Annotated in this window: 21 protein-coding genes; 3 read left to right on the top strand and 18 right to left on the bottom strand. The window is 29.1% G+C overall.

The features are described from left to right. Nucleotides 1-11: 11 nt before the first annotated feature. Nucleotides 12-1,826, bottom strand: coding sequence for an oligoendopeptidase F (gene pepF, locus SPLAT_RS00445; protein WP_168105119.1), 1,815 nt, complete (start codon nucleotides 1,824-1,826; stop codon nucleotides 12-14). Nucleotides 1,827-1,951: 125 nt separating this feature from the next. Between pepF and SPLAT_RS00440 the strand changes: the two genes are divergently transcribed. After that, on the top strand, nucleotides 1,952-3,334 hold the full coding sequence (locus SPLAT_RS00440) for a M17 family metallopeptidase (RefSeq protein WP_168105118.1): 1,383 nt from the start codon (nucleotides 1,952-1,954) through the stop codon (nucleotides 3,332-3,334). An 18-nt stretch (nucleotides 3,335-3,352) separates the two neighbouring features. Here the strand turns inward: SPLAT_RS00440 and SPLAT_RS00435 are convergent, their stop codons facing one another. Both SPLAT_RS00435 and uvrB read right to left on the bottom strand, forming a co-directional pair. After that, nucleotides 3,353-3,829, bottom strand: coding sequence for a methylated-DNA--[protein]-cysteine S-methyltransferase (locus tag SPLAT_RS00435; RefSeq protein WP_168105117.1), 477 nt, complete (start codon nucleotides 3,827-3,829; stop codon nucleotides 3,353-3,355). Continuing rightward, nucleotides 3,829-5,838: an excinuclease ABC subunit UvrB gene (uvrB, locus tag SPLAT_RS00430; RefSeq protein WP_168105116.1), complete on the bottom strand. Its 2,010-nt coding sequence runs from the start codon at nucleotides 5,836-5,838 to the stop codon at nucleotides 3,829-3,831. Before uvrB ends, SPLAT_RS00435 begins: the two co-directional genes overlap by 1 nt. Nucleotides 5,839-5,991: 153 nt before the next feature. Between uvrB and SPLAT_RS00425 the strand changes: the two genes are divergently transcribed. After that, nucleotides 5,992-7,560: a sodium-dependent transporter gene (locus tag SPLAT_RS00425; RefSeq protein WP_168105115.1), complete on the top strand. Its 1,569-nt coding sequence runs from the start codon at nucleotides 5,992-5,994 to the stop codon at nucleotides 7,558-7,560. Between the two features lie 38 nt (nucleotides 7,561-7,598). Here the strand turns inward: SPLAT_RS00425 and SPLAT_RS00420 are convergent, their stop codons facing one another. The 4 genes from SPLAT_RS00420 to SPLAT_RS00405 all read right to left on the bottom strand — a co-directional run bounded on the left by SPLAT_RS00420 (nucleotide 7,599) and on the right by SPLAT_RS00405 (nucleotide 11,088). After that, the gene (locus tag SPLAT_RS00420) at nucleotides 7,599-8,975 is read right to left on the bottom strand and encodes a serine hydroxymethyltransferase (protein ID WP_168105114.1); all 1,377 of its coding nucleotides are present in this window, start codon (nucleotides 8,973-8,975) and stop codon (nucleotides 7,599-7,601) included. Nucleotides 8,976-9,019: 44 nt separating this feature from the next. Beyond that, a complete protein-coding gene (locus tag SPLAT_RS00415) occupies nucleotides 9,020-9,457 on the bottom strand; it encodes an RpiB/LacA/LacB family sugar-phosphate isomerase (RefSeq protein ID WP_168105113.1) in 438 nt (145 codons plus the stop codon). Nucleotides 9,458-9,548: 91 nt separating this feature from the next. Then, nucleotides 9,549-10,382, bottom strand: coding sequence for an ABC transporter permease (locus SPLAT_RS00410; RefSeq protein ID WP_168105112.1), 834 nt, complete (start codon nucleotides 10,380-10,382; stop codon nucleotides 9,549-9,551). Then, the gene (locus tag SPLAT_RS00405) at nucleotides 10,369-11,088 is read right to left on the bottom strand and encodes an ABC transporter ATP-binding protein (RefSeq protein ID WP_168105111.1); all 720 of its coding nucleotides are present in this window, start codon (nucleotides 11,086-11,088) and stop codon (nucleotides 10,369-10,371) included. Before SPLAT_RS00405 ends, SPLAT_RS00410 begins: the two co-directional genes overlap by 14 nt. Nucleotides 11,089-11,252: 164 nt before the next feature. Here SPLAT_RS00405 and SPLAT_RS00400 point away from each other — a divergent pair, with 164 nt between their 5' ends. Then, complete coding sequence (locus SPLAT_RS00400; RefSeq protein ID WP_168105110.1) at nucleotides 11,253-12,122, top strand: DUF3800 domain-containing protein; 870 nt, start codon at nucleotides 11,253-11,255, stop codon at nucleotides 12,120-12,122. 202 nt (nucleotides 12,123-12,324) lie between these two features. Here the strand turns inward: SPLAT_RS00400 and fba are convergent, their stop codons facing one another. The 11 genes from fba to SPLAT_RS00345 all read right to left on the bottom strand — a co-directional run bounded on the left by fba (nucleotide 12,325) and on the right by SPLAT_RS00345 (nucleotide 23,624). After that, complete coding sequence (fba, locus tag SPLAT_RS00395; RefSeq protein WP_168105109.1) at nucleotides 12,325-13,194, bottom strand: class II fructose-1,6-bisphosphate aldolase; 870 nt, start codon at nucleotides 13,192-13,194, stop codon at nucleotides 12,325-12,327. A gap of 86 nt (nucleotides 13,195-13,280) precedes the next feature. Next, the gene (locus tag SPLAT_RS00390; protein WP_168105108.1) at nucleotides 13,281-14,882 is read right to left on the bottom strand and encodes a CTP synthase; all 1,602 of its coding nucleotides are present in this window, start codon (nucleotides 14,880-14,882) and stop codon (nucleotides 13,281-13,283) included. A gap of 9 nt (nucleotides 14,883-14,891) precedes the next feature. Beyond that, the gene (gene rpoE, locus SPLAT_RS00385) at nucleotides 14,892-15,335 is read right to left on the bottom strand and encodes a DNA-directed RNA polymerase subunit delta (protein ID WP_168105107.1); all 444 of its coding nucleotides are present in this window, start codon (nucleotides 15,333-15,335) and stop codon (nucleotides 14,892-14,894) included. 24 nt (nucleotides 15,336-15,359) lie between these two features. Next, nucleotides 15,360-17,009 (bottom strand): arginine--tRNA ligase, encoded by a 1,650-nt coding sequence (gene argS, locus SPLAT_RS00380; protein ID WP_168105106.1) that lies wholly within the window; start codon nucleotides 17,007-17,009, stop codon nucleotides 15,360-15,362. A 69-nt stretch (nucleotides 17,010-17,078) separates the two neighbouring features. Further along, nucleotides 17,079-18,188, bottom strand: coding sequence for a hypothetical protein (locus tag SPLAT_RS00375; protein ID WP_168105105.1), 1,110 nt, complete (start codon nucleotides 18,186-18,188; stop codon nucleotides 17,079-17,081). Between the two features lie 106 nt (nucleotides 18,189-18,294). Next, nucleotides 18,295-19,479 (bottom strand): HD domain-containing protein, encoded by a 1,185-nt coding sequence (locus SPLAT_RS00370; protein ID WP_168105104.1) that lies wholly within the window; start codon nucleotides 19,477-19,479, stop codon nucleotides 18,295-18,297. Nucleotides 19,480-19,488: 9 nt separating this feature from the next. Next, nucleotides 19,489-20,937 (bottom strand): glutamate--tRNA ligase, encoded by a 1,449-nt coding sequence (gene gltX / locus SPLAT_RS00365; RefSeq protein ID WP_235083227.1) that lies wholly within the window; start codon nucleotides 20,935-20,937, stop codon nucleotides 19,489-19,491. Between the two features lie 21 nt (nucleotides 20,938-20,958). Beyond that, complete coding sequence (locus SPLAT_RS00360; protein ID WP_168105103.1) at nucleotides 20,959-21,693, bottom strand: hypothetical protein; 735 nt, start codon at nucleotides 21,691-21,693, stop codon at nucleotides 20,959-20,961. A gap of 35 nt (nucleotides 21,694-21,728) precedes the next feature. After that, nucleotides 21,729-22,361, bottom strand: a complete 633-nt coding sequence (locus tag SPLAT_RS00355; protein WP_168105102.1) for a hypothetical protein — start codon at nucleotides 22,359-22,361, stop codon at nucleotides 21,729-21,731. An 8-nt stretch (nucleotides 22,362-22,369) separates the two neighbouring features. Beyond that, on the bottom strand, nucleotides 22,370-22,861 hold the full coding sequence (locus tag SPLAT_RS00350) for a hypothetical protein (protein WP_168105101.1): 492 nt from the start codon (nucleotides 22,859-22,861) through the stop codon (nucleotides 22,370-22,372). A gap of 232 nt (nucleotides 22,862-23,093) precedes the next feature. Continuing rightward, nucleotides 23,094-23,624 carry a hypothetical protein gene (locus SPLAT_RS00345; protein WP_168105100.1) on the bottom strand — a complete coding sequence of 177 codons (531 nt, stop codon included), beginning with the start codon at nucleotides 23,622-23,624 and terminating at the stop codon, nucleotides 23,094-23,096. Between the last annotated feature and the right edge of the window lie 113 nt (nucleotides 23,625-23,737).

Raw genomic sequence — 23,737 nt, 5'->3', positions numbered from 1 at the left:
TTTTCTTAACACTATTTTTGTTTAGTTAATATCTTTAATTCATTGATTAAATTTGCCAAATTCTCAACTAGTGGATTATAAACATTTATATCTTCTAAATTGACACCAGCTTTTTTTAGAATTTCTAATGGATAGTCACTTCCTCCAGATTTTAAAAACTTTAGTAAATTATCTTTTTTTCCTTGCTTGATATCTTCATAAAGTTTATAAGAAACTGTAATTGAAGTTGCATATTTATAAACATAAAAGGGTGAATGGAAAAAATGAGATACTCGTGGTCAACTATAACTCTTTTGCTTGTCATCAGCAAGATCCAAAACATCTTGTCCATACTTATCAGCAATCTTACGATACAAATCTGCTAGAACATCAGCATTCAATGGTTCTTCTTTTTCAACTAATTTATGAGCTTCTCATTCAAACTCAGCAAATTGAATTTGACGGAAAAAAGTTCCAATAATTGTTTCAATATGACTTTGTAACAAATAAATTTTTTCTTCATCACTTTTAGCTTTGTTATATAAATAGTCAAAAATTAAATGTTCATTAACAGTTGAAGCAACCTCAGCTAAAATAATCGGATAATTATTATTAGGGTAAGTTTGATACTTATCTGCTAGTAATGTGTGAACTGAATGACCTAACTCATGACCTAAAGTGTTGATAGCATTAATAGTATCATCTCAATTCATTAAAATAATTGGTTCAACACCATTTCCTCCAGAAGAATAAGCTCCTGTTCTTTTGTTAGTATCTTCAAAGTAATCAATTCTACCAGGTAGCAATGCTAAATTTAATTGTTCTAAATATTCATTTTCTAAAACACTCAAAACTAATTTAATAATGTTAATTCCTGTTTCAACATCATATTTTTGATTTGGTAATTTTGCCATTTGTAAACTAGTATCTGTTGGATAGAATTTTTTCAATTTAAAGAATGACTTTTTAATCTGATAGAACTCTCTAACTAAATCAGCATGCTTTTGTCCAACTTTAATTAAATTTTCATAGACTGGTAAACTAACATTGTCACCAAGCAAACTATATTCTAAAGAGCTAAGACTTTCTTTTGGGTCACGAATTTTTGTTTCTTCAATTCCCACTTCAATAATTCCTTGATAAATTTGTGCTAAGGAATGTTTTTTGTTTACGATGTCTTGATAGAATTTTTGATTTGTTTGAATTCTAAGTTCTTGATCTTTAGTTGGATGAGTATTTTCTAAAATATCTAAATATAAAGTTTGAGTTAATTCTTGCTCTTTCTTCTTATATTTAATTGAAACCTTTTCTTTGTCAGCATACACTAAAGTATCATACAAATCACCAACTGCACCACGAGACTTACTAACTTTACTTAATAAGTTTTCATCATGCTCACTTAAAATATATTTTTCAAATTGAAAAAATACTTTCATAGTATGTTGATAGTTTTTTAACTCAGGATTATCTGAAACTCATTTATCAATTGTTTTTGAACCAATTGCTTTGATTTCTGGTTCAATTCATGAAAGTTGTTGATTGATGTTAGTAATTTTAATAGCAAATAAATTATTTAATTTTTGAAAATTTAAATTAGTCTGATCTAAATCACTATAATGCAAGTATTGTCCTAATTTCATTAAATTTAAAGAAAGTTCCTTACTCAACTCTAAGTAATTTTTAAAGTTTTTTAATTCTTTTAATTTTCCTTTTAATTTTACTAACTTACTTGCAACTTGATCTAAATCATTTAAACCTTTAATTCAATGTTCATCATTTTTAAATAAATGAGAAAAGTCTCAACAATATTGTTTTTTTTGTGCTGACGTTAATTCACTACGTTTCACTGTTAATCATCCTCCATATGTCAAAGTTTCTTATATTATATATAATAACATCTATTAGAATTAGCAAAAGTATATTATAATAAAAGGCATACTCTAATCAAATATTAATCAAAGGAGAAAATAATATGGATAGTAACATTCAAATCAGTACTAATAACTCTTATCAATTAAAATTAGTTGCTGTAACAAAAAATAGTCTACCTAATGAACTGATTGCAAAAGTAAACAATAAAATTACTTTAATTAGCGAAGCAAAAACTTACTTCTTATACTTAGGTGAAAAAAATCAACTAACAAGAACAAGTTTAGCAAAAATGTTTATTAAAATTATTAGAAGTAAAGAAATTCAAAAAGACGTTGATATTGATGTTAAGTCATTTGTTAGTGAAAAGTTTAGTGAAGCCGAAGCTTTACAAACAATTTATGAAGCAATTCTTTATGCTGACCATACACCTTATACTTTAAAAACTAAGCAAGAAACTACTGAAGCAAAAATTAAATATAACTTAGTATCATCAAGTAAGTTACCAGAATATACTTCTGAAACACAAATTAAAACTCAAAGTGAGTTTCTAAACTTTGCTCGTGACCTACAAGATATGCCACCTAATATTTTATATCCTGAAATTTTTGCTAACCACATTAGTGAAAAAGCAAAAGGAATTCCTAACTTAAAAGTAACAATCTTAGATAAAAAAGCAATTCAAGATTTAGAAATGAATTTGCTACTAGCAGTTAACGCAGGAGCACACTACGAACCTCGTGTTGTTGTGCTTGAATATCATGGTGACGACAGCAGTAAAGAAATTCTAGGCTTAGTAGGAAAAGGAATCACTTTTGATAGTGGCGGCTACTCACTAAAACCTAGTCAGTTTATGAAAGGTATGAAATTTGATATGTCTGGAGCAGCAATTGTTTGCAATAGTGCTCTAGCAGCAGCTAAACTAGGATTGAAAACTAACTTCGTTGCTGTTGCCTGTCTAACAGAAAACCGTATTGGTGGTCATGCAACATTAGTTGAAACTGTTGTTAAGTCAATGAATGGTAAGACTGTTGAAATCAACAACACTGATGCCGAAGGTAGATTAGTGCTTGCTGACGGGATGACTTATGCTTTAAGAAAAGGAAATGCCACAAAGATTATTGAACTTTCAACACTAACTGGAGCAATCTTAATTGCTCTTGGTCACTACATGACTGGTGCCTTTAGTTACACTGATGAATTATTCAACGGCTTTAAAACTGCTGCCGATCAAGCAAATGAAGAAATTTGAAGAATGCCAATTCATGAAGAAAACGTTGCAGGAATCAAAAGTTCTCCTGTTGCAGATCTAAGCAACATCACTAAAGATAGCTATGGTGGTTCATCAAGTGCAGCAGCATTCCTACAAGAATTTGCTGAAGACAAACCTTACTTACATCTAGACATCGCAGGAACTGCTTACAACAACGACCGTGGTCAAGCTGTTCACGTTAAGTCACTTGTTCAGTACATGAAAAACAATTAATGAAAAAGAACTAGTTAACTAGTTCTTTTTTTGTTCTAAATTTTGCAAGAAAATTTTTCTTTCTTTGCCCCACCCAAATCTAATGATTTTAGATTTACCAGCTCGAACAACACGGTGACAAGGAATAATAATTGGAATTGGATTCTTGCCTACTGCTGTGCCAACTGCACGAAGTGCATTGGGGCGATTAATTCTTTTTGCTATTTCTTGATAACTAATTGCTTCACCATAAGGAATCTTAGCAACCTCATTTCAAACTAATTCTTGAAACTCTGTTCCTCTAATTACAAGTGGTATGTCAAATGTTTGCAGTTGCTCTTCAAAATACTGTTGCAATTGTTTAATACATTTGCTAACAATAGGATTATTTGATGAATCTAATGACAAATTTCTATTACCAACATTTTCAATCAATGATATTTTAATTATTTCTTGACCACCAATAACTTCAAGCAAACCAATTGGACTATGATAGTAACCATAATTTTTAGCCATTATTTTCCCTTATCATTCTTTGTGTCATCATCTGATTCAATATTTAAAATTAAATCTCGTAAGGCAGCAGCTTTCTCAAAGTTTAATGCTTTAGCTGCTTCTAGCATTTCTACTCTTAACTCAGCAATAATTTTAGCTTTTGCTGTTAGTCTTTCCTTGCCTTTTGTTGTTCGTAATTTTTTCAAGTCAGTATCTAATTCTTTAGTACTGATGATTTCACTTAATGGTTTCTTAACATTAACTGGAGTGATGTTGTGTTCTTTATTGTAAGCAATTTGAATATTTCTTCTTCTTTCTGTTTCACCAATTGCTTCTTTCATTGCAAGACTAATCTCATCAGCATACAAGATAACATGCCCATGAACATTTCTAGCAGCACGACCAATTGTTTGAACTAATGATCTGGTATTTCTTAAGAATCCACTCTTATCAGCATCTAAAATACAAATCAAAGAAACTTCTGGTACATCCAATCCTTCTCTTAATAAATTAATCCCAACAACAGCATCGTAGACACCTCGTCTTAAATCTAATAAAACTTTTGTTCGTTCTAATGTCTTTAATTCATTATGTAAGTAAGCAACTTTAATTTTTTGTTCTTGTAAGTATGCAGTTAGTTCTTCAGCCATTCTAATTGTTAGTGTAGTGATAAAAACACGTTCTTGTTGAGCAGCACGAGCTTTAATTTGTTCAATGATATCATTAATTTGATTTAAAGAAGGTTTAATTTCTACTGTTGGATCTAATAGTCCTGTTGGTCGAATTACTTGTTGAATTGTTTGATTGAAACCAGATTTTTCTTTTTTAATTAATTCTAATTCATAATCACCTGGTGTTGCAGAAGTATAAACTACATAATCTAATCGTGCTTTAAATTCTTCAAAATTTAAGGGACGATTATCTAAAGCACTTGGTAGACGAAAGCCATACTTAACTAAAGTTTCTTTTCTATGACGGTCAGTAAGATACATTCCTCTAACTTGTGGTAGAGTCATATGTGACTCATCAATAATTGTTAGAAAATCTTTTGGAAAGAAATCAAATAAAGTATAAGGAGCAGAACCTGGGCTACGTTTTTCTAAAAAACGAGCATAATTTTCCATGCCATTACAAATTCCAAATTCTCTTAGAGACTCTAAATCATTATTAGTTCGTTGCTCTAGTCTTTGTGCTTCTAATAAAAAATTGTTTTTTCTTAATTTAGCTAGCGTAACTTCTAGTTCTTTAGCAATTTCTTGAACAGCATAGTCAACTCTTTCTTTAGTACTAATGTAATCTTGCGCAGGAAAGAGTGTTAAGAAAGGATATCTTTCTAAAACATTAGCATTTAAAGTATCCACCTTAGCAATTTCTTCAATTTCATCACCAAATAAACTAACTCTTAAAAAATACTGATCAGTTCAAGAAGGCGCAATCTTAATCACATCACCTTTAGCACTAAATGTTCCTGGCTTCAATTCTAAATCATTACGCTCATAACCCATCAATACTAAACGATGCAATAAATCTTGACGATTAATTTTTGTATCTTTTCTTAACTCAAAAAATGTCTGTTTATACTGTTCTGGATCTTGAGCACCATAAATTGCTGCTACTGATGCAACAACAATCACATCTTTACTTGTTGATAAAGCATTTAATGTACTTAAACGTAACATTTCAATTTCTTGATTGATTTTTGAATTCTTATCAATATAAACATCAGTTTTAGGAAGATAAGCTTCTGGTTGATAGAAATCAAAATAAGAAACAAAATATTCAACACGATTTTCAGGAAAAAAAGTTTTTAGTTCCCCATAAAGTTGCATTGCTAGCGTTTTATTGTGAACTAAAATTAATGTTGGTTTTTGGACAGTTGTAATAACATTAGCCATAGTAAAAGTCTTACCAGTTCCAGTAGCACCTAGTAAAACTTGATTCTTAATATTATTTTCAATCCCACTAACAAGTTCTCGAATTGCTTGTGGTTGGTCACCTGTTGGTTGATAAGGCGCAACTAACTTAAACATAAATTCACCTTTTTAATTACTATTTTCTTTTTAATTATAGTACATTTTACTAATAAAAATGCGATTTTATTAAGATTAAATCTAAAAAAAGATTGTTTTTCTAAAAATTATCCGTTATCATTTAAAGATATACTTATTTAAGGAATGTGACTTATGAAAAATAAGCAAACAATCTCAGCTTGAGGATTTATCATGTCAGTTTTAGGTGCTGCTGTTGGTCTTGGTGGAATTTGGGGATTTCCAACAAAAATGAACCAATATGGTGGTACTTTTTTAATCCCATTTTTTATAGCGCTAATTATTTGCGCTGTTCCAATTTTATTAATTGAAATGAATCTTGGAAACAAATACCGTAAAAATCATGTCATGATTTTTGAAGAATTAGCTAATAAACCTGGTAAATTCTTTGGTTTCTTACAATCAGCAGTTGTTTGATTAATGGGAATCTTTTATAGTGTTCTAGTTGCTTGATCACTATTAGCTTTAATAATGGGTTTCTTACCAGGATTAACACAAAAAGATTATTTTCTTGATGTTATTATTGGGCAAACTAATCCTAATCCAACTAGTTTTTCACAATTAGGCAATATTAGTATTTGAGTTTTATTAAGTTTAATTGGTGTTTGAGTTCTAACTGGTGTAATTGTTTTAGGTGGTGTTACTAAAGGTGTTGATAAAGCAAATAAAATTTTTGTTCCAGGATTATTTTTAATTATCTTTGCTATGATGATCTACACTTTGACTTTAGATGGCGCAGGAGATGGACTAAAAAGAATGTTTAGTTTCCATGGTAGTGTCCTTGCTAAAACAAACATTTGAACAGATGCTTTTGGACAAGCTTTCTTTATGTTGTCTACTTGTGTGGGAGCAATTATTATCTTTTCAAGTCATGCACCAAAAAATCAAGACAACACTAATAAAACCTTAATCATTACAGCAGGAACAACTATTATTGCTTTAATTACAAGTTGTATTGTTTTTGCAACTATTTCTGCAATTGCTAAAAATCAAAATGTTGGAATTGATGAAGTATTCAAACCAGGTCCAACTTTAATTTTTCAAGTCTTTCCTCAAATTTTTGCTATCATTGGTCAAGGAACTGCTTTATTAGTTTTTAGTCATATTCTTGCAATCTTCTTTTTCCTATCAGTATTCTTTGCTGGAATCTCTTCACTAATTGCCATGCTTGAAGGAGTTGTTAATCCTTTAGAAACAGAATGAAAAATTAAACGTTATAAAATAATCATCGGAATTATTGTTCTTAGCATTCTAGTTGATATTGTATTTATTTTTAATAACAGTGCTGCTTTAATTGATGGTCTAGCTATTTGAGTCGCTGGAATTTGACAAATGATTATTGGAATTTTTGAATTAATTGGTGTTATGTGACTATGAAAGTGCTACCCTGAAATAGCACAACACAACAACGAAACTTCATGATTTAAATGAAATAAATATATCTTTAGAATTCTTTGTTTAGTTGTAATCCCAATTATCATTGCTGTAAATCTTGGTTTTGCTATCTATCAATTAATTCTTAATATTGAAGCCAATATGTTCATTTTCTTAACAGTTGGTACGACCATTGGTGCCTTTGTTACATTAGCAGTTACTTTCATCTTTACTTACTATCAAGAAATTAAATCTCACTCACAAAAACTAAAAGCACGAATAACAAAACAACCTTTAAAAGAAGCAGAAGAAATTGAAACAATTGAATAGTAATTAAAAACCTGCAAGATTAATTGCAGGTTTTTAATTTAAAATGTCATATTTGGATAAATTGGAAATTGTTTCAATAATTCTTCAACTTCAACTTTTAAAGCAACCAGTCCTGGATCTTCAATCCCTTTTGGTAGACTTCAAGCTTTGATGATGATTTGTCCTAATTTTTCAAAATCTTGTTCTTTAAATCCTCTTGTTGTCATGGCAGGAGAACCAAATCGTACACCACTAGTAATTTTTGGTGGCAACTTATCAAATGGAACAGCATTCTTGTTAGCAACGATATTAATTTTTTCTAAAATGTTGACAGCAGTCTCACCATTTAAACCATTAATTGCTAGAACATTAATTGTGAACAAATGAGTATCTGTTCCTTGTGCTACAACATTAAACCCTGCATCACTAAACACTTTAGCAAACGCCTTAGCATTCTTAATAATCTGCTTTTGATACTCAACAAATTCTGGTGTTAGCGCTTCATAAAAGGCTTGCGCCTTAGCAGCGATAATATGTTCTAATGGTCCACCTTGATTACCTGGGAAAACTGAACTATCAATTTTTTTTGCTAATTCAGCAGTTGATAGAATTGCTCCTCCTCTTGGTCCTCTTAAAGTTTTATGGGTTGTTGTTGTGATGATGTCGGCATGACAAACTGGTGTTGGATGTTGCTTTGCAGCAATTAGTCCAGCAATATGTGCCATATCAACCATTAAGTATGCCCCTACTTCTTCAGCAATGACACGAAACTTAGAAAAATCAATTGTTCTTGAATAAGCACTTGCTCCAGCAATAATAATTTTTGGTTGACATTGTTTTGCGAGTTCTAAGATTGCATCATAATCTAATTGTTCATCTTTTTCACTTACTCCGTAACCGAATCCATGATAAGTCTTGCCAGAAAAGTTGACACGATAACCATGAGTTAAATGCCCACCTGCGTCAAGTTGCATTCCTAAAATTGTATCTAAAGGTTTTAGAACTGCACCATAAGCTTCAGCATTTGCTTGACTACCTGAATGTGGTTGTACGTTAGCATGAGCATTTGCTTGCTTACAAGTTCATTCTCGGCCATTTTCATCTTTAAATTTTTCACCCGGCTTGTGACCACAAGCAAATAATTGTTTGAATCTGTCTCTTGCTAGTTCTTCGCTAACATCAACATACTCACAACCATTATAGTATCTTGCTTTTGGATAACCTTCAGCGTATTTATTTGTCAGTACTGTTCCTGCTAACTTCAAAACTGCTTCAGAAACATAATTTTCTGAAGCAATCAACTCAACATGATTTTGTTGGCGTACAATTTCATTTTGAACAACTTCAGTTAGTTGTGGATCCAACCCTTTATTAAAAGCAGCATCTTGTTTAGTTTTACTATTGATTATTGTTAAATCAGGTTTTTCATCTTTCATTAAAAATTGCTCCTTATCATAATTCATTTTGTTTCCTTCTTTCTTTAATCCAATTTTTTAATTCTATTTTGATGACGAGTTTCAGAACTAATTGGTGTATCTAAAAATATCTTTACTAACTCAACTGCTTTATAAGAAGAAATAATTCTTGCTCCTAACGCAATCACATTAGCATTATTATGTTGTCTTGCTAACCTTGTTGTTTCTTCTTCATACACTAAAGCACATCTAACGCCATGAAACCTGTTAGCTGCAATACTAATTCCAATTCCTGTTCCACAGATAGCAATCCCTAATTCAGCTTTCTGTGCAACAATTGCTTTAGCAATTTTGACACCAAAATCAGGATAGTCTACTGGTTTGGAATCTTTTGTTCCTAAATCTAAAACTTCATATCCTGCTTGCTCTAAATATTCAATAATTGGTTTACGAAATTCAGATGCGCTATGATCGTTAGCAATCGCAATTACCTTTTTATTCACTAAGACACTTCCTTATCATTCTAATTCTTTACCTATAATTCTAACAAAAAATAAAAGACATAATTAAATAAAATGCAAATTAAGTTTGTTGTTATCGCTTAGCAGTTCATTTAAAAGTAAAGTTAGTGATTACAAAAAAGAAAATAATAAACAATAATCCACCAACTATTAATTGTCAAACAGCTGTAAAATCTTGATGATTTGGATTAGCATTGTTAAATTCTCCTGCTAGTCCTTTAACATCTTGAGCCATTAAAATTAAGAAAGATGCATATTTTTGAGGAATTAAATAAGTAAAGATTCTAATAAATTCACTTGTTTCATATAAAGTTGGATACAACATTATCCCTGATAAGAAAATTGATAAAAAATAAATCATCATTGTCAGTCCTTGCATTACTCCTTCATTACTAAAAAGTCCGCCTAATAGAGTAGCAATTGCTATTGCTAAAATAATTGTGTAGAAAACTCCTAAAATAAAGTATCCTCATTGAATCGTTGGCAAATGTTCGATAAAAATTTTATTCCCTAAAGCTAAGGCGATAAGAAATTGAAAAAAGATGCCACTTAATCCAACTAAAAAGTAAAAACTTCACAATGCTAATAAAAATAAAGATTTGTTTACTCCTGTGCTGTCAATTCGCTTTAAAAAAACTGAATTTTTTCATTCAACAATTGCTGGAGCTAAAGAAGTTAAAATCGTTAGCCCTGGTAATAACAAGTAACTAGACAACAAGCTAACTTTACCTGCATTGTCCATCCCATTACCCAGAACAAAATAAAATAGTACTAAGAAAAAAACAGGAACAATATAAAGAAAAAGTGGTCCACGAGGATTACGATAAAAAGATTTACCAATTAATTTAAAGAGTCCTCAATAATTTTCACTTTTACGTTTGAAACTAGAAAATCTATTTTTTGCCATTTTTTAGTTCCTTTCTAAAATAATTATCCATTAAATTTCTTACCCCACCATAATTTTTTTGAACATTTTTAATTGAGTCATCAAAGAAAATTCCTTGATTTCCAATGATAATCATTCTTGTGCACAACATTTCAACTTCTTGGGCATTATGAGAAACAATTAATAAAGTTTGCTTTTCTTCTTTAGTACTTTTTTTAAAGAAGTTTAAAATTTTAAATTGTAACTCCATATCTAAACCAACTGTTAGTTCATCTAGAATCACAATCTTCGGTTTGTTTAAAACTGAAAGCATTGCATTAAAGCGCTGCTTCTGACCACCAGATAATTTAGTTAAACTAGTTTTTCTAAATTCATTAATCTCAAAAATCTCTGCTAATTCTTTTTCTCTTTTTTCACTGAACTCAGGAAAAAGGTGATGATAAAATTCTAAAAGATCTTGCGCATTTAACCCTGGAATTCAATCACCTTGTTGAAATTGAATTCCAATTTGTGATTTAATATTTCCATCTAAATTGATTTTAATTTTTCCTTTTGTTGGTTTAGAAACTTGGCTAATCATTTCGACAAATGTTGTCTTACCAGCACCATTAGCTCCTAAAATTGCTACTCGTTCTCCTTCTTCAACACTTCAGTTGACATCTTTAAGAATAACTTTGCTAGCAAAAGTCTTTTCTAAATTAGTAATCTCAATTATCTTTTTTTTCACAAAAAACCTCGGAACTTTTTTAAAGTTTATTTTTGTTTAATTGTAACAAAAAAAATAAAAATAATTTAATTGCTGTTATTTTTTTAAATAAAATGTTACTATAAATTTGTAAGACATAGAATTATGTAGCAAAGCTTAACCGTGATGTAAGCACGGACAGTTCTATGCTGGAGGGGCAACCCTCTTTTTTTATAAATGGGGGTTTATATCTTTTGAAATGATTTATTAATTTTTATTTAGATGAAAGTGGAAATACTACATCAGCGTTTTTTACTATCGCTGGGTTTTATAATATTTCTAATGACCACACTCAAATTCAAAAAATAGAAACTAAAATTAAAGCTAATATTTTAAAAACAGAAAATTCTATCAAAGCATATCGAAAAAATAATGAGCAAAATTTAGCGCAATATATCTTGTCAGAAAATACAAAAAAAGACAGAGAACTAAAATGACATACACTATCATATGATAATAAAAAATTTTTAATTGAAAATATAAAAAATTTTAATCAACAAAATATAAGCATCCATTGTAATTTAAAAAAATGAAAAGCAAAAAATAATAGAGCTTTAAATTTGGACGCAATATATAATATGATGGTTTATTATCTAGTAGACAGAACTTTAAATAAATCAAATATCAATTTTAATGAAGAAATTGCGATAAAAATATTTATTGATCAAAGAAAATCTACACCGAAAATAAATCGTAAAAATAATCTTGAATCGCTTGAAGGCTATATAAATACATCACTATATATAAATTCTAAATTTAATAATGTGAAAATAATTGTAACACAATTAGATTCATCAATATCACCTTTAATAAGATATTCTGATTACTATGCTGGTTTAACTTCCTCTATGTGTAGAATCATTATAGGTTCTCAAAAAGATTGAGATAAAGACATAGATATGTTTTTTGATACTATTCATAAAAAAATTTCTTGTTTTTGTCACTATACTATAAAAGAACAATGTCAAACAATATCAAAATTGTGTTTAAAATGTGAAGCAATAAATCCCATTTAACGAATCTACTTTATTGTAGCTGTTCAAAATGGGATTTAATCATAAAAAATGCCTAAATGGTTCCGCGTTTACACCGCGGTTAGATTCCAAAGCAAACTAAGCTTATCTGTCATCAACTAACATTTAGGTCTTACATATTAATTTTATCATGAATGTATCATTGATAATCTAAAAAATAATCACTTATAAATTATTTTTAAAACTATGACTTACCTAAAGAACCAAATTCTGTCAGTAACTCTTTTGCTGTATTCTTAATTGCATCCATTGGTGCACGCATAATTTTTCTTGGATCGTAACCTTTTTTAGTCTTATCCTTATCTGCAACAATGTATTCTCTAATTGCTGCCGCAAAAACTTCTTGCAACTCAGTGTTCACATTTACTTTACAAATTCCTAAACTAATTGCTTTGCTAACTTGTTCTTTTGGAATTCCTGAACCACCATGTAAAACTAATGGTTTATTGCTTACTTGCGCAATTTTTTGTAAAGAATCAAAGTTTAGACCTTGTCAACCTTCTGGGTAAGGTCCATGAACATTATTAATTCCTGCTGCTAAGATATCAATCCCTAAATCAGCTAATTGCTTACATTCATTTGGATCAGCTACCTCACCAAGTCCAACAACGCCATCTTCTTCTCCACCAATTGAGCCAGCTTCTGCTTCAACTGAAGCATTATATTTTTTAGCTAGTTCAACAACTCTTTTAGTTATTGCTAAGTTTTCTGTAAAACTTAAATGTGAACCATCAAACATCACTGAAGTGAAACCTGCTTCTAAAGCTTGTTGACATGCTTCAAATGATTGCCCATGATCTAAATGTAAGGCAATTGGAGCAGTAATTTTCAAATCTTGCATTAAAGACTTAACTAAATTGCCAACAACATGATAGCCACCCATATATTTAGCTGCTCCTTCTGAAACACCAATAATAATTCCTGATTGTGTTTCTTGCGCTACTTCTAAAATGCTTCTTGTTCATTCTAAATTATTGATATTAAAATGAGCAACAGCATATTTTCCTGCTCTAGCTTTATCAACTAAAGACTTAGCATTAATAAAATTTTCCATTATACACCTTCTAATAAATTAAATATTTTAATTTCTAAGAGCAATTATACACGATGATTAACTCTATAACTACCCAAATTTAAATTTTATTTAGTCACAGCCTTGATAAATCCTAAGAATAATGGATTAGGGCGATTGATTCTTGAAGTAAACTCAGGGTGAAATTGACTTGCAATAAAAAATGGATGAACCTTACTTGGCAATTCAATAATTTCAACTAAATCTTGCTCTTGATAGGTACCACTAAAAATCAAACCTTTATCACTTAACTCTTGACGAAAATCATTGTTAAATTCATAGCGATGACGATGTCTTTCTTCAACAATTGATTTCTGATAAAGTTTGCTTGCTAGTGTGTTACTTTTTAAAGTTGCTGGATAATTTCCTAAACGTAAAGTCCCACCCATTTGATCACTATAAGATTTTCCTCTTAGTAAATCTAAAATTGGATAAGGAGTTTGCAAATCAAACTCAGTTGAGTTAGCATTTTCTAACTTACAAACATTTCGAGCAAATTCAATACATGCTAACTGCATTCCCAAACACAATCCTAAGAAAGGAATCTTATGAGTTCGAGCATAATTAATTGCTAAAATCTTACCTTCAATTCCTCTTGCACCAAACCCGCCAGGAACTATAATCCCTTCATACTTACCTAATGTTTCTTTAAGATTTTTAACAGTTAGTTTTTCTGCATCAAGAATGTCATACTTTACTTTAGTATTGCAATTAAACCCAGCAATTTTCAATGATTCAATCACTGATAAATAAGCATCAGTTAAGTTAGCATACTTAGCAATAATAGCAATTCTAGTCTCATTTTTAATGTCATCAATTTTATTGTTGATTGTTTGTCATTCTTTCATATCTAATGAACTTATTTTTAACTTTAAAAGGTTAGCTAAAAATAAATCAATTTTTTGTTCTGCTAGCACTAATGGAACTTGATAGATATTGCTGCAATCAGGAAGTGAAAGGACATATTCTCTTGGAACATTACAAAATAGTGACAACTTATCTAAAATTGAACTTGGGACTTGTGCATCACTACGACACACTAAAATATCTGGTTGGATTCCTAAAGAAAGTAGTTCTTTAACCGAATACTGACTTGGCTTTGTTTTAAATTCTCCTGCTGCACCTAAAAATGGAATCAAAGTAGTGTGAATAATAGCAACTTGTTCCTTACCTTTTTCGTAACGAATTTGTCTGATTGCTTCAATAAAAGCTAGTGATTCAATATCACCCACTGTTCCACCAATTTCAGTGATGATGACATCTGCCTTGCTTTCTTGCGCTACTTTAAAAATTCGTGCTTTAATTTCATCAGTAACATGAGGAATCACTTGGACAGTTGTTCCATTGTAAAGACCTTTTCGTTCTTTTTCAATTACTGATTGATAAATTCTTCCTGCTGTAACATTAGATTGTTGCGTTAAATTTTCATCGATAAAACGTTCATAGTGTCCTAAATCCAAATCAGTTTCAGCACCATCACTAGTAACATAAACTTCACCATGTTGATAGGGACTCATTGTTCCTGGATCAATGTTGATGTAAGGATCAATTTTTTGCATGAATACTTTTAATTTTCGTTGCTTTAAAATTCTGCCAACTGATGCTGCAACAATTCCTTTTCCTAACGAAGAAACAACTCCTCCAGTAACAAATATATACTTAGTTTCCATCTTTTTTCCTTAACCTTGAAATTCTTCTTGTAAAGCTTTTTTATTTAAATCTAAATCAAGTTCTTGATCACCATCATCATAACTATCTTCAGCAATATAGATGGTGTCGTCATCCTCTTCATCATCTTCAGTTTCTTCTTCAACAAAACTTTCTGATAAATCAGTAATATCTTCTGATAAATCAAACTCTTCATCATGATCTTGAGCAATTGAAGTAACTTGTGACTTAATTTCATCTAAAGATACTTGACTTCTTGGGTATCATAATTTGTCACTCTTTAAAAAGAAATGTGTATCTAAAATCATTCCTGTATAAAGATTTCCAATTACTTTTTCTTCATGTTCGGGGCTGATATTTAATTCTTTCTTAACATGCTTTCAAATATCACTAAAACTAGCCTTTTTACGCTTCTCTAAATACTTATAAGCAATTTCTAATAAGTTAGTTTCCATACTTTCACCTCTAATTTTCCCTTCTTACATTTTATTTGGTGCAGAAACACCAATTAAATTTAACCCATTAGATAATAGATATTTAACTGCCCAGACTAATGTTAGACGTTGATTAGTTAACTCTTTATTATCAATGTTAATAATTTTACACTCATTATAATAAGAGTGAAATGTTTTTGCTAATCTTTGCAAATAACTAGCTAATAAATGTGGTTGAAATGTACTAACAACGCGATTTAAAGTTAAAAGATACTCATCAATTAAAATTAATAGTTCTTTTTCTTTTTTATGAGTTAGCAAATCAATTGATTGAACCATTTTAAAATTTGGTACTTGACTGATAATTTGATTAATTCTTGCATGAGCATATTGCAGATAAAATACTGGATTATCTTGATTCTTACTTTTTGCAATATCAATATCAATGTCTAAATGTGTTTCAGATGCACGAGAAATCATGAAATAACGTAAAACATCCTTGCCAACAGTTTGAAGTAAATCTTTCATTGTGATAGCAGTTCCTGCACGCTTTGACATTTTATGCTCAACACCATTTTGCACTAAACGAACCATTTGTGTTGGAACAATGATTAATTTATTAGGATCATCTGATAGTGCCGCTAAACCTGCTTTAATTCGATTGATATATCCTGAATGATCAGCACCTCAAATATTGATTAATAAATCACTACGATGATATTTATTATCATGATAGGCAACATCTGGCAACATATAAGTATAAGTACCATCTGACTTAACAATCACACGATCTTTATCATCACCAAATTGCTTACTTTTTAATCAAGTAGCTCCTTCAAGTTGATAACTATTATTATTCTTTGCTAGAATATCTAACACTTTTTTAATTGATCCATCTTGATAGACACTTGATTCATGAAATCAAACTGCCATCTCAACACCAAAATTTGATAAATCAGTCTTGATTTCATTTAGCATGTAATCAATCCCAAACTCTGCAAGTACTTTATTTATCTCAGAAGAAAACTCTTTTTGATAAAATTCACTTCCGTGCTTATCTTTAAAAGTTTGTGCTGCTGCAATTATTTCTGGACCACGATAACTATCTTCAGGTAATTCTAACTGTGCTCCACAAAGATTTTGATAACGAATAAAAATTGATATTGCTAAAATGTTGATTTGATTGCCAGCATCATTGATGTAGTATTCTCTTATTACTTGATAGCCTCTATGCTCTAAAATATTGGCTAAACTTGAACCAATCGCTGCATTTCTTGCATGACCTAAATGCAACAACCCTGTTGGATTAGCGCTAATAAATTCAACATTATACTTTAAATTATTAGTTTCTAACTTAGCATAATTTTCTTTTTGATCAAGAATCTCAACTAGAATTTGATAGAAACTACTAGGACTAAGATAGAAGTTAATAAATCCTGCTCCTAAAATATCAATCTTTTCAATTAAATTATTTTTTTCAATTTTGCTAACTATTTCTTGTGCGATATCTGCTGGTTTCTTATGATACTTTTTAGCTAACTGCAAAGCAATTGTTGAAGCATAGTCACCAAAATTATTTTTTTGTTGATTAAGTTCAACAGGAATATCATTTTCTTCAACTTGATACTCTGTTAGTTTTAATGCGCTAACAAGCATTTTTTGAATTGTACTAATTATGTAACTACTTTCTTTCACTGACTGACTCCTCTTAATAAAAACATTTTATAAAAATATTTCTATTATACCTAATTAATTATTGTTTTTTTATTTTTTTAAAAATTGACTAACTGCTTGATTAATTGATTTCATAAATCCAATTCTAATTAAAAAACGTAAATCAGTTAGTTCTTCATAACTTAAGTTAACTAATTCTTGATAATCTCCAAAAATTTGATGATCTAACAAATTAAGTAATTTGTTATTAAAGAGATTCTCATCATCATTAAAGTTGGCTCCAATTAATTCTGCTAAATTTTTATCCAAAGCATTGCTTTCAAAATCATGCTTTGCTTCTGATTCTTTACTATCATAAATTTCAATTAATTTTATATACAACTGTTGCAACAAAGTTAAAGCTTGAACAAAGTTCTCTAATAGTTCTCTTTCATTAATAAATGAGTAACTCTTCTCATTAAAATAATTATTATTGGGAGTTGCTTCATATCTTGCTGCTTGACCACCCGGATTAATTTTTTCAAAATAACGTAAATATTCTCTTAAAGATTTTAGAATTTCAGACATTTCAGAATCAGTCACTCTGGTAGTACTAATTAATTTAATTAAACGAACTAAATTATGAAAATTAATTTGTTTCTTTTGGGCACTTGGTTCATTATCAATATATTTTTTTAAACAATGTTTCAACTTTAATTCCAAAGATTGATAAATAGTAAACAATGTAATATGGAAATTATCAATACCCAGACCTCGTTTAATATTTAAAAGTGCGTTAACAGCAAACATATTAGCTCGATCGTTATCATTTCCTAAAGCGCTTGAAAGATGAAAAATCCGACTTGAATCACTAATTAAAGTATTTAAAGTATCAATAAATAACTTACGTTCTTCTTCTTGTAAGTTAACTTTCAAGTGACTGATTGTCATACGATCATTGTACTCATCACCAATAAAGATATAAGCAAAAATTGCAAAAGTAATTACTACTTCTTCTTTGAAATCATTTGCTACTAATTTTAATTGTGCTTTTGTTTGATTAATAACTGCTTTATTTAAAATAATTCCTAAGATAATTACTAATTCTTCATAAGTAAATTGATAATGACTTATCTTATTATAAAAATCATTTAACGGCATGTCTAAAATTTTATCATCAGGATACATAAAAACTTTATTCATACATGGAAAGATGTTCATAATAGATACCTCATTCAAATTAAAAAGTTAGTAAACTTTTACTAATTTTTAACATAATATTAGAATTATCGCAATATCTTTCTTTTAAATTAAACTAACAGCAAAATTAATTAATTTCTGCTAAAGAATAAAAGATTTTTTGTTCTTTTGTTGGATTTTCAAAAAGTTGTGAAACTTTTTCTAAAGGTAGAACTTTATTGTCAACTGTTTGAATCATAATTGGATCTTTTTTGGTATCATAAATAAAATTATTTAAAACTTTTGCATTTGAACTAACTTTTTTTCTTTCTAGAACAATTTTATATTTTTCTTGATTGTATAAAATTGCTTTTGCTCAAATAATTAAGGTTTCATCAGTTTCATAAGCAATAATATCTTTGATTAAGTTAATTAAAGTAACATCACTTAATTCTAAATACTGACTAACTTCAATTTTCTCTTGCTTTAAAATTGGCATGATTTTTTGGATGTCAATTTTTCATTGATAGTTTTCTTTTCACAATTTAACTAATTGTTGAAACAACTTTTGTAACTTTAAATCAAAAAAGATACTACTTTTATGAAAATAAACTTGGAGATACATATGAAATCTTGTAATCAAATAATTCTCAATTGCTGAAAGAGCCTTGTAACTAAATAAAATTCCTTCTTTCTTGTCAAGAATCATATTGCTGATAACTCAATCCAAATCAATCGCACCATACTTGGCACCAGTAAAATAAGCATCTCGCATTAGATAATCAATCCGATCACAATCAAGTTGTGATGAAACTAATTGAATTTGATACTTTGGACATTTGCTACGATCTTTTTTAATAATGTTTGTAACTTGATTGATGTCAATGTGATACTTTTTTAAAATTTGGTTAACTTCAGTTTTTTCATCACTAATGATGGCACAAGTATAGAACTCATGGCTAAAGGGATAATCTTTATCTTCATTTAAATTTAAAACTTTCTCAAAAGTATGAGAAAAAGGTCCATGACCAATATCATGTAACAAACCAGCTATTCTAACAACTAATTTTTCTTTGTCACTAATTAAATTAGCGCCCTTTACTTCACTAAAGACACGATTCAACACATGATAGACTCCTAAACTATGAGTAAACCTTGTATGAGTTGCACTTGGAAAAGCAACTTGAGCTCCTGCTAGTTGACTAATTCATCTTAATCTTTGAAATTCCTTACTAGCAATTAATTCTCTAATTACAGGTTCATTGATGTTGATATTTTTATGAATTGCATCACGAATAAATTCTTGAGCAAACATTTTCTTATTAGTTTTCATAATAAACCTCTATAACTTTAAGTCCGTTAGTCTTGTCAGCACTTGTTCTTTGCCTAATAACTTAATTGTTTTGGCTAATTCTGGTCCATGTGTTTGTCTTGAACAAGCAATTCTAATTGTCATAAATAGCATTTTGCCAGTAATCTTAGTATCTGCCTTAACTTGTTGAATAATGTTTTCAATTTCTTGAAGTGATCAATCATCAGTTGTAGCAAGCTTTGCTTTAAAATCATCAAGTACCTTTTTAGAAGCATCTGGATTAGTTTGTAAAAAATCTTGTGCTTCTTTTGTTAATGGTGGTTTATTCTCAAAGAATAAACTAATCAATTCATTAATCTCAGCTCCATACATTAACTGCTTTTGATAGATAAGTAGCAACTCTTGTCATCACTGCTCATCTTTACTTTCTCAGTCATGTTCTGACTTAACAAAAGGAACCACTAAATTTAAATATTGCTCTTGCGTTAAATTTTTAATGTAGTAATTATTCATTCATAATAATTTGCGAACATCAAACATACTTGGAGCTTTACTAAAATAATCACTATTAAAAATCTTTATTAGTTCTGATTTTGTGTAAATTTCTCTTTCTTGATGAGAACTTCAACCTAATAAACTAATAAAATTAAATAAAGCTTCAGATAGGTAACCTTGATTACGATATTGTTCAATAAATTGCATCAAGCTACCATCACGCTTTGATAGTTTCTTGCCAGTTTCACTAATAATTAAAGTCAGATGACCATATCTTGGTGCTTGTCAATTAAAGTAATCATAAATTAATAATTGCTTTGGTGTATTTGATAAATGCTCTTCACCACGAAGAACATGAGTAATTTTCATTAAATAATCATCAATAACAACAGCAAAATTATAAGTTGCAACACCATTTGATTTAATGATGACAAAATCACCAATATCTTTAGTATTGAAACTTACTTCTTCTCTTACCATATCGTTAATAGTAAAAATTTTGTTTTTTGGTGTTTTCAATCTGATTGCAAAACTAACCTTATCAGCTAAATTTTTCTTAACTTCTGCTGGCGATAGTTTGGCACAACGACCATCATATTGAAAAGAAAAAATTCCTACTTTTTGTTGCTCTGCTTTCATTTTGTCTAATGCTTCATTAGTACAAAAGCAGTGATAGGCATGCTTGTCAGCAATTAATTTATCAGCGTGACTACGATAAATATCTAATCTTTTAGTTTGTTGATAGGGCCCATATTTTCCTTCATGATCAATTGTTTCATCTATTTCTAATCCCAATCAACGTAAGTTATCTAATTGTGATGAAATTCCATCAGCAATATTTCTCTCTAGATCAGTATCTTCAATTCTAACAATAAACTTGCCATTATGATGCTTAGCAAATAAGTAATTAAAAACTGCTGTTCTTGCTCCGCCAATATGTAAGTAACCTGTTGGACTTGGAGCGTATCTAACACGAATTTCCATTTTTAACATATCCATTCTTTATTATTTTTTTGTTTTTTTCTTCTTTTTTATTTTATCCTTTTTCTTAGGAGTTTTCCATGGTGTCAACTTATCTGTATCAAGCGTTAGAGTAATTGTTTGAGTTTCATTTGGATCAAACTCAACATTACTTGGAAAAGGAGCTGTAATTTCTAAATTTAATTCTTGAGCATTTTCTTTTTTGTCGTATTTTAATCATTGAATATTTAAGTAATACAATTTAATTATGATCACAATTGAAGCAATAAATAGCACAAAAAATACTGCAAAAACAATTCAAATATCTGCTAGTGACATTCAGTAACTATAAAATGTATTTGCCACAACAGGTGACTTACCTGTTTCTGTAATCATCACTGAAGTATCATTTCATTCATTATAAAATAATTGACCAATAAAATCGAAATAGAAACCAATAATCAAGACAATAAAACTTGTTGATAAAGCAATTAATTTACTTTTTGGTGTACTTGATTTTAAGATAAAAGATTGACTAAGCACTGCTGCAACTAAACCAAAAAGAGAAAATAAAGTACCAAGTGTTGGTAAACCATAAACTGCAAAAGAATTTGAATAATTAAATAAATCTTTCCCTGGTCCTGAAACTTCAAAACCATTGTTATATAAATTAAGTAGGTCTCTGTTGCTTCAGATGACTCCTAAATAAGCCAAATCGTAACAAATAAAAATAGCTAAAATGATATAAAAAAATAAAAATCAAGTAATTCGACTTTTCATATTTTTTCTCTCCATCCTAAAATAAATATATCATTTTATGATTTTTTATTTGCTAATTTAGCATTTTGTTTTTTCAATTGCTTTTCAGCTTTTTTAGCTTTCTTATCAATTGATCTTTGAGTGTAAATTTCGTAATCAGTTGGCATAAAAGCAAACTTACGACGCATAGTTCAAAAAAAGATTTGAATCCCAAACAAAGCAAAAACTGAAAGAAGAATAACTATCTTAGCAAAAACAATGTTAACTCAATGATACAAAGTTTCATGAGCATAAACTTCCATATATGTTAATTGTACTTGTCCATTCAACATCACACTAATTACTAAAAATCAGAAACTACAATAAAATAAAATACTACTATGCTTTGGACTTTTATAAGCTCTTTTAGGAGCAATCAACAATAGGACTCATGAAGCAGTAACTAAGATTAAGTTTAAAATTGGTGTAAAGAAAAAATTGATTTCATTAATATCACTAGTAATTTGATATTTACCATTTTTTGCTAAATTGATAATAAGAAAAAGACTAAAAATATACACTAATAAGCCTAAAAATCAAAATAATCCTGAGTAACTAAAATATGCTACTTTTACCTTATCTTCATAAGGCAAAAAAGGTTCCTTTTGATTAACAGAACTTTTTTTAAAATGTAAAAAAATCTTTTTCATTTTCTCACCTAATTAGGTAATGCTTCAACAACTAACATTAAATAAATTGCTGCAATAACCTCAAATACTCATACAATTAATGTTATCACAGAATAAAATAACAAAGTTGGAATTCCCCAAAAAATAAATGAACCACTTAAAATTAATGTTGAAAGAATTAAAGTTAAGATTGCCATAATACGAAATTGTGACTTCTTATTTGCTTTCTTTGCTGGAAACATAAAAAGTAATAGATCAACTAAAACTGATGCTCCAATATAAGAGAATGCTAAAGCTGATTGAGTTGAGTTTAAAGTAAATCCTAATTTATCTTTCGCAAGTAAACCAATAACTAAAAGAATTAAGAAAACTGCACAAGCCCCTAAATGAACTATTGGTGCAAAAAATAACATTATTTTTCCTTGTCTTAATTTCTTAAAAGCTGGATCAACTTTTTCAACATGCGGAGCATATTCTTCTCTTTCTTTTTGATATTCAATTTGCTTATTTTGTTTATCCATTTTAATAAACACATCCTTACCTTTATTAATACATTTAATCATTTAATTATAATATATGCTAAATCACTTGTCTACTCAATTTTAATTAATGATTGAAAGAATTATTTACTAGATTCTGCGGTAAAAATAAAAAATCATTGTATTAGTTACAATGATTTAAAAATTAAAAAGTCAACAATTTAATATAATTTTCTAAATAAAAATTCTTTATTATAAAAAATATTAAAATAAATTACTTTGAATATACTTCATATTCAAATTTCATTGCTTCAGTTCAAAAATTTCTAACTTGATTAGTAAATCAAAGAAATCTACCGATTGGCATAACTTTTGGTTCTTTATTTTCAGAAGAAGTAAAAGTTAGATTTACTATAAGATAACTAAATCCTTCACCTTTATTTTCTCAAACTCGAGCTATAACTTTATTAATACTTAAGTCATCTTCTCTTAAAACAGTTTTTAAACGACTTGTATCAGACAAATCATTTAATCAATCATGTGATTCATTATTTTTATTTGTTAAAGTTATACCAGTTTCATATACTGTTTCATTTGGATTAACATTATCATTTACTAATTTTTTTAAATTAGGTAATTCCACTTCAATTGCAGCACCTGATGAAGGTAATCTTAAATCTACCATATCAAGTGATTTAGTATTAATCTCATTTTGTTGTAAATTTTCATTAATTTCTGCCATTATTGGACTAATAACAACAGAAGAAAGCATCAAACTTTCGATTAATAAGAATAATTTTTTCATAATAAACCCCTTATATTTTTTGCCCCTCTTTTTAATTTTCAACTTAATTTTACATTTTTTTAAAACAAATAACCATCAACTATTAATGTTTTTTTTATTTAAATTCTCTAATT

Source organism: Spiroplasma platyhelix PALS-1 (assembly GCF_021496725.1).
GTDB classification, from domain to species: Bacteria; Bacillota_I; Bacilli_A; order Mycoplasmatales; family VBWQ01; genus Spiroplasma_D; species Spiroplasma_D platyhelix.
Note: the sequence above shows the minus strand (reverse complement) of the source record. Positions and strands in the feature narration are given on the sequence as shown.